General features: G+C 55.8%; 4 protein-coding genes and 1 pseudogene. All 5 read left to right on the forward strand.

Annotated elements, in window-relative coordinates; all coding sequences use genetic code 11:
- A pseudogene (locus VGE80_RS15880) lies at positions 1–1012 on the forward strand (BREX system serine/threonine kinase PglW); the annotation flags it as partial.
- Entirely contained in the window at positions 1009–4872 is a 3864-nt protein-coding gene (gene pglX, locus VGE80_RS15885; protein WP_440593352.1) for a BREX-2 system adenine-specific DNA-methyltransferase PglX, read from the forward strand. The pseudogene VGE80_RS15880 and the gene pglX, both read left to right, overlap by 4 nt.
- Positions 4869–6257 (forward strand): hypothetical protein, encoded by a 1389-nt coding sequence (locus tag VGE80_RS15890; RefSeq protein ID WP_440593353.1) that lies wholly within the window; start codon positions 4869–4871, stop codon positions 6255–6257. The genes pglX and VGE80_RS15890 overlap by 4 nt, the downstream gene beginning before the upstream one ends.
- On the forward strand, positions 6254–7573 hold the full coding sequence (locus tag VGE80_RS15895; RefSeq protein WP_440593354.1) for an HNH endonuclease family protein: 1320 nt from the start codon (positions 6254–6256) through the stop codon (positions 7571–7573). Before VGE80_RS15890 ends, VGE80_RS15895 begins: the two co-directional genes overlap by 4 nt.
- Positions 7574–7675: 102 nt before the next feature.
- On the forward strand, positions 7676–8569 hold an 894-nt coding region (locus VGE80_RS15900), incomplete at its 3' end, for a PDDEXK nuclease domain-containing protein (RefSeq protein ID WP_440593355.1).

The raw sequence follows: 8569 nt of genomic DNA on the forward strand, positions 1-8569 counted from the left end.
GCGATGTCTGGAACGACTGCGAGGAATCCAAGCTCCCGGTGATGTGCTTATCTCCGATGCCCGACTGATTCGTCTCGCTGCGATCGCTTCTGAACAAGCCGCCGTGTCCAGCCAGAAGGAACTGTACCCGCGTGGAATGTCGTCACTCCGTGCGCTCAAGCTCTCGCAAGGCACGCTGCTGGGCATGCGGACGCTCACCGTCGATCAGATTCGCGAGCGGATCGCCAGCCGCTATCCCGAAGCTGCACCACTGCCCGATTACCCCGAAGTGGACGGGTTGCTCAAGGAGGCTGGGTTCAACTTCCGCTGGAATCCGGAAGGCAAGAACGGAGTCGGCTGTTACAGCAGCCCACTGAGAGACCCTGTCTCGGTCAGCAGCGCCAGCGAATCCGTCTCACGCTGGCACACCACGAATGAGAGCGGGGAGGCGGGCGATGTCACACCGGAGGAGGCAGATGCCCGTCAATTCGAGGAACGTCTCACAAGGGCCATCCAGGAAGGCTCGTTTCTGACGCTGCTGGTCAGCCCGAAGTATTACGACCGGGCGCGTGATGAACTCTGTCGCCGGTTTCCACTTCAGCTTGTCGACTTCGAGGGGCTGTTTCTGGATTCACTGCACAACACCGCAGAAGCAGCGAAAGTGAAATGGGACCTGGTACTCAAAACAGACGCCCATCCGCACGATGGCGACTGGGACAAGCTGATGATGCTCGTCGGCCGGTGTATGCCAGCGATCGAACAGAAACTGTACGCCGTTGATAAGACGATGCTCGTCATCTATCCCGGTCTGCTGGCCCGTTACGACCAGATGGCTTTGCTAAGTCGGCTGTCGCAGAAAGTTGGACGGCGAGACGGCATCCCCGGCCTCTGGCTGCTTTTGCCCGGTGACGGCCAGGCATTGATCGACTCCAAGCCCGTCCCGCTGATCGGCCCCGGACAAAAGGCACGAATTCCGACGAGTTGGTTGAAGAACCTGCACCGTGGAAATGGAAAACAAGAGGCTCACGAGTGATTAACCGGCAGCAACTCCTCTCCGATCTCCAATCCCTCCTCAAGCGGCTGGAAACCGATTTGCAGGAACGGAGTGAATCTTCGGATGTCCCCGAAGTCGGTCAGACGCTGCGCGCGGAGTATGACCGAGCAAAGAACGCCGAACGGACAGCGGAGAACTATGAGGACTGGCGATCGGGTGCCATCACGCAGACAGCGGCGGCGTGGGTATTGTCGTGCGTCTTCGTTCGGTTTCTGGAAGACAACCAGTTGATCGACCCGCCGAAGATCGCTGGCCCCAACGAACGGCTTCAGCGGGCACGAGATGAGCATGAACTTTACTTTCGCGCCCATCCGAAAGAGACCGACCGAGAGTACCTGCTCTCGGTGTTTAATGCACTTGCCGAGCTACCCGGCACACGGGACGTGTTTGGGCGGCACAATCCGCTTCGCGAGCTGCCGAATTGGCTGTCCGGCGATGCTGCTGGAGAATTGCTGCGGTTCTTCCAGAAGATCGATGCTAACACCGGCTTACTCGTCCATGACTTCGCTGACCCGGCCTGGGACACTCGCTTTCTGGGCGATCTGTACCAGGATCTCTCGGAAGCGATTCGCAAGAGGTACGCTCTCCTTCAAACGCCGGAGTTTGTGGAAGAGTTTATTCTTGAACGGACGTTGGAGCCTGCGCTGGATGAGTTCGGGTTGGATGCCAAGCCTGTTGTGAACTCCGGCACCGGGGAGACCACCGCCGCTGGGTTTCGCATGATCGACCCGGCCTGCGGCAGTGGACACTTTCTGCTGGGATCATTTCGGCGCATTTTGGATCGCTGGCTCAAACGCGAACCAGCAACGAACATGCGTGAATTGGTGCAACGAGCTCTTAATAGCGTGCATGGCGTCGATCTGAATCCGTATGCCGTTGCGATTTCGCGGTTCCGACTGCTACTGGCCGCGATGCGGGCCTCGGGAACCAAGCGATTGTGTGATGCTCCCGACTTTCACTTGAACCTGGCCTGCGGAGATTCCCTGCTGCACGGTCCCGGAACACGCGAACAAAAGACGCTGGGGGATTGGGAGCCTGTCGAGCATTCGTACCTGCCGGAAGACCTGCCACTGCTACGCAAGATTCTTTATCCGGGGATCTATCATGCTGTCGTGGCAAACCCGCCCTACATCACGCCGAAGGATCGCGCTGCGAACGAAGCGTATCGCAGAATGTATCCGGAATCGTGCCATATGAAGTATTCGCTGGCTGTCCCTTTCATGGAGCGGCTGTTTCGGCTGGCCATCAAAGGTCGAGAACGGTATGGAGAAGCGGGCGGGTTCACTGGGCAGATCACTGCGAATTCGTTCATGAAGCGCGAGTTCGGCAAGAAGATGATTGAGGTGTTTTTCCCAACGATTGAACTTACACACGTGATCGACACCAGCGGCGCGTATATCCCTGGCCACGGCACGCCGACAGTGATATTGCTGGGACGCAACCGCTCGCCAGTCGCAAGCACAATTCGCGCGGTTATGGGGATTCGAGGCGAGCCGACAACTCCTGACAATCCGGCACAGGGACTCGTGTGGTCTGCGATTGTCAATCAAATTGACGAGCCCGGTAGCCAGTCCGAGTTTGTCAGCGTCAGCGATTCTGATCGGGATCGGTTCCATACACATCCATGGTCAATCGGAGGCGGCGGGGCAGCGGAGTTGAAAGAAAGCATTGAAGCATCGTCGGGTCAGACACTGGGGGAACTTGTATCGGAAATTGGTGTGATGGCGATTGCTGGTGATGATGACGTGTTTATCGATCAGGACGTTGCGACGTGGTCTCGACGTGGAATTTCAAATTCGCTTCGTCGCAGTTTCGTAACAGGTGACGACGTCCGCGACTGGAATCATTTGTCTAAAGATCAGTGTCTATTTCCCTATGACTCCGCTGCTGAACCGATCTCGACTTTAGATGCGGTAACAAATCGTTACCTTTGGTCATTTCGATCTACGATTTCAGCTGGTTTGTATTTCGGAAAGAAAAAGCACGAGCGAGCAATGCGATGGTACGAATACGCGATCATTATGCAGGGTCGTGTGCGGGCAGATGCGCTTATTCATTTCGCGGCAGTTGCGACACACAACCACTTTGCACTTGCGCCAAAGCCCATTATATGTAATCGACATAGCCCCGTGATCAAACTGCCCGACGTGATCGACTCGCCGGTCGGGAGTGCCCGGCCGGTCACGGAAGATGACTACTTTGCGCTCCTCGGCCTGCTGAACAGTTCCAGCGCCTGCTTCTGGATGAAACAAGTTGGACACAACAAGGGCGACTCCACGGATCAGCATGGTGCACGGACAACAGGAGATGTCGCCTTCAATACTTACGAGTACACCGCAGGAATGTTGTCGGAATTGCCGCTGCCCGCAGGACGCCCAATCACTTTGGCGAAACGATTGGATGAACTGGCCCAGCGACTTCAGGCTACGACACCGGCCAAAATCCTCGCAGAAAGGCACGAAGGTGCAAAGAATGCGAATGGCGACCGTTGCGCGTTTGCGTCTTTGCGCGAGACTTTTCTCCAGGCCCGCGAACGCTACGAGAACCTCCGTGGCCTGATGATCTTCCTGCAAGAGGAACTCGACTGGGCCTGCTACAAGCTGTACGGCCTGATCGAAGAAGACCTGACTTATTCGGGCGATCCATTCCCGCTGGCCTTTGGCGAGCGCTCATTTGAAATCCTGCTGGCCCGAAGCATCGCACGCGGGGCCGCGGCACCCACGACGTGGTTCGAGCGTCACAATGCCACACCGCGCACGGATCCGCCTGCTCATTGGCCTGATGATTACGTCCGGCTTTACCATCGCCGACACGATCTGTTGCAGCAGAATCCGAATATTGGCTTGATTGAACAACCCGAGTACAAACGCCGCTGGAACACGGAACCGTGGGACACGCAGCTCGAACGCGCCCTCCGCGAATGGCTGCTGGATCGGCTGGAGAGCTATTTTGATTTCGACGGGCGGATGAATGACGCCGGAAAGCCAACTGCTAAGCTCGACATCGCGTTGGTCTCCGTCGCCAAACTCGCCGACATCGCTCGGCAGGACACCGAGTTCCAGCAAGTCGGCGAACTGTACCGCGAAGATCCGGCGTTCGACGTGCAAAAACTCGTCGAGGAACTCGTCGCCGCCGAAAGCGTCCCGCTGTTGCCAATCCTGCGTTACAAAGAGTCTGGACTCCGCAAACGGGCCGAGTGGGAGAAGACTTGGGAACTGCAACGGCAGGAAGACAGGTTGAGCGATCAGCTTTCAGTGATCAGCGATCAGTTGGAAAAGACGGAAGACGATGGCGAGCGCAAGCGGTTGGAAGCGAAGAAAGAAAGGCTGACCGCTGAAAGCCAGAAGCTGACCACTTCAGTCCCCGTTCCACCCAAGTACACGAGCGCTGATTTCATCTCCACTGGCGAGGCCCGCTACTGGTCGCTGCGAGGCAAGTTGGATGTTCCCAAAGAACGCTGGATCAGCCTGCCCTACTGCGAAGGAAACGACGGCACACTGATGCTCGTCTGGGGGGGCTACGACCAACTGCAACAGGCCCGTGCGATCAGCGCCCACTACGTCGACATCCAGGAACGCCTCGGCGGCCGAGACGACCCGCGACTTGTCCCGCTGCTTGCCTGCCTGATCGAACTCCTCCCTTGGCTCAAACAATGGCACAACGAAGTCGACCCCGAATATGGCGTTCCAATGGGAGACTACTTTGAAGGTTTCATCAACGAAGAAGCCCGCAATCTCCCGCGCCCGGACGGAGGCACCGGCTGGACGTTGGATGAAATCAAAGCCTGGGAGCCACCGAAGGCAACACGTGGACGCGGAAGACGGAGGGCTGGAACATGAACGAGACGCTGCGTGTCTTGGGGATCGACCTCGCCTCTCGAAGCTGGCAAGACAACGGGTCGGCGATTCTTGGATTCACTTCTGGTGATGCGGCTGCATGGCAGACTGTCGAGTGCGGCTGCATCGACTGGCCGGACATTCAGCTTTCGCCCAAATCAATGGCCCAGACAATTGAAAAGATTGTCCGCGAACGAAACATCGCAGCGGTGAGTCTGGACGGCCCGCAGGGCTGGCGCGAACCCCTTGCTGGCGAGCGTCGCGGTGTCGGGAGAGTATGCGAATACGAGGCACGCTGTCAGGGGAAGACGGGCGAGTATGGAAGGACATACCCACAAACCCAACATGGCTGGATTAAGTTCTGCATTGATGTATTCGCTGAGCTTGTAAGTCTCGGGAACGCCCACATTGCAAACTCAGCTGTTGATCCGGGGGCCAACACGATGGAACCTGGATGCTATTGGCTTCTCGAGTGTTTCCCAACTTCGACATGGCGAGCTAGCCGACTGGCGGTACTCCCCGGCAAATCCAGGATCGGTAGCAACCACAATCTGATCGCCACCTATGCGAAATCACTACAGGAGCGGTACGGGTTACCGCAACTGGCCCCTTGGAACGGTACTCACGACGACCTGCAAGCAATCGTGGCTGCATTGCCAGCAGTCGGCTATTTGAATGGCCCATGTCTCGCAATCCCGAAAGGCAAGGCCGGCGGGACGGTTGGTGTTGGCAACACCTCTCACAAGATCGAAGGGATCATCTGGGATGCTACGCTGCCCGAAAAAGACCTTGGAAACGCCGTCACGCTTCCAGCAGAGCTCCCAAAAAGGAAGTCGCGGAAGCGTCAGAAGGATGGCAATAACCCGTTGCTGATCGACAATCGCGACGACGATGGTGACCGCCTATTGGACCGAGGTGTTCGGCTCTTTCGGTACTTGGCTCAATGTGCAAATGCCGGGAAGGCCGTCGGTGTCGGGTATGCCCAACTGGTCTGTTGTGTACATGCAGTTGAACGATTCGAGCAAGTGGCCGGCCGCGACTACGCGCAACCAGACACGTCACATGTTCTGCGCTTCGCGCGTCAAATCACGGACCAGAGCGGAGGCCCTATCTCGGTTTGTCGAACCGGAGTGACAATCGACGTGGGTATGGACGCCTTCGTCTGGCGTAAGAAACCAAAACATAAACGTCCTTCAAATGCCTTTAAGGGATCAAGCTATTCACAAAAGCAATGGAAAACAGTCTTTCCAGATGGGTCGCGGCAGCTTCTGAGTAACGAAGAATGCAACACCGCCGTGACCTCTCAGGTCGCAACCGATCAAGACGCAATGGTCGATCAACAAATGAAGCTGATGAAAGTCAAATCGGAGCAGCGAGGAATAGCATGAAAGACGGTATCTCAGTTGAGTATGGCACCAAGACGATTCTTGAATTGCGAAACCTGCAATCGCAAGGACATCTCAATTTGGAACCTGGCTTTCAGAGAAAAAGCGTATGGACGATCACGGATCGGAGAAAGCTGATCCAGTCGGTTCTCGAAGGTTATCCGGTCCCTTCAGTTTTTCTCTATCGTCGAGAGGAAAACGGCATCCCGGTCTACGACGTCATTGACGGCAAACAACGGTTGGAAACGATTTTCCTATTTTCGCGGATCAAGCCATTCCACCGGGATGGCTTCGATGTGAAATTCAAGTTTCCCGAAGATGATGACGGTGAGTGGTGGAATTGGAAAGACATTGAAAAGTATGAGCGAGCGGCATCGTTCTTGACCTACAAATTGCAGGTGGCCGAGGTCAGTGGACCGCTGGCGGAGATTGTTGACCTTTTTGTACGGATCAACTCGACCGGCAAGGCTCTCACCACCAGCGAACGCCGTCATGCGAGGTTCTATACGAGTACATTCCTCAAGGAAGCGGAAAGGCTTGCACGCAAGTGTCGTGACTACTTCACGTCGCAGGGAATTCTGTCAGCGGCTGACATTGATCGGATGCGTGATGTCGAGTTGGTCTGCGAACTTCTCGCATCGATTCTGGCCGGTGGACCAATCCACAAGAAGCAGGCTGTTGATAAGGCTGTTGGGAATACGGCAACTCACTCGGCTTCATTAACCAAGGCGATCGGTGAGTTCTCAGCGACACTCGGTTCGCTAAAGCTGATGTTTCCCGAGTTGCGGACGACCCGCTTCAAGAACTCGGCTGAGTTTTACTCGCTGTTTCTGGTGATTTGGGAGCTGCATCAGCAAAAACTGGTCATGACAGACCGCCGCCGAAACCAAGTTGCGATGCGATTGCTTCAGCGTTTTTCTTCCGGCGTCGATGACGTGCGGGAACAGCAGCGCAAAGCACTAGGTGCCAATTCCAACCAGCGGATCTACGCGGACTATTTGCTTCTCGTGCAGCAGTCAACCGATGCAGTTACGCAACGAAAGCGACGTGGAGAAATGATCCAGCATCTGCTGGAAGGGCTGTTTGAACGGAAGGACGATAAACGGATTTTCAGTGCTGAGCAACGGCGGCTGTTGTGGAGCAGCGAAGAGAAGAAGAAATGTACGATATGCGGCGAACTACTCGACTGGACGAATTTTCAGGCCGACCACATTAAGGCATATAGCCGCGGAGGTAAGACAGATTTATCCAACGCGGCGCTCACCTGTGGACCGTGTAATGCGTCCAAAGGTGCAGGACGGAAAAAGAAAGTATCGTGACGACCACAGAAGTACCTGCCTCGATGACCCATGTTTTACTTTAGCCAGTTTGAGTTCCGGCCGTTGTTAGTAAAAATGCCCAAAAAGAAATCGACACAACTGATGCGGACCTCGAAGACAGTCGCTGCGATGCCGCAGCGACTGGTCAGCGATCTGCGTCGATTGATCGAGCGATCGCGGGAACAGGTTGCGGTTACCGTCAACTCGACACTGGTCATGCTGTATTGGCAAATGGGGCGACGAATTCGAGAGGACGTGCTGGAAGAGGAGCGTGCTCAGTATGGGCAAGAGATTCTTCAGACACTGTCTGAACAATTGATCCAGGAATTCGGCAAAGGATTCAGCGCGAAAGCACTGTGGCGAATGGTTCAGTTCGCCGAGTCATTCTCGGATCCTGAGATTGTCGCGACACTGTCGCGACAATTGAGCTGGAGCCACTTTGTTGAACTGATCCCGCTGGAAGATCGCTTGAAACGGGACTTCTACGCTGAGATGTGTCGCGTCGAACGCTGGAGCGTTCGCACGCTTCGGCACAAGATCGACCATTTGCTGTTCGAGCGAACGGCAGTCGCCAAAAAACCTGACAAGCTCATCGAACAGGATCTCGCTACGCTCCGCGACGAGGACCGGCTGACACCTGACCTTGTCTTTCGGGATCCGTATTTCCTCGATTTTCTTGGGTTGGCCGGCGCATACAGCGAGAAGGACATCGAGCAGGCCATACTGCGGGAATTGGAATCATTCATTCTGGAAATGGGGACTGACTTCGCATTCGTCGCTCGACAGAAGCGAATCACCGTCGACAGCGAAGATTACTACCTCGACCTGCTCTTCTACCATCGACGTCTCCGTCGCCTGGTCGCCATTGATCTGAAGCTGGGGCGATTCCAGGCTGCTGACAAAGGGCAGATGGAGCTTTACCTGCGATGGCTGGAACAGCACGAAATGCGGCCTGAAGAGGATGTGCCGCTGGGATTGATCTTGTGCGCCGACAAG

It is taken from the genome of Schlesneria sp. (assembly GCF_036405755.1).
GTDB classification, from domain to species: Bacteria; Planctomycetota; Planctomycetia; order Planctomycetales; family Planctomycetaceae; genus Schlesneria; species Schlesneria sphaerica.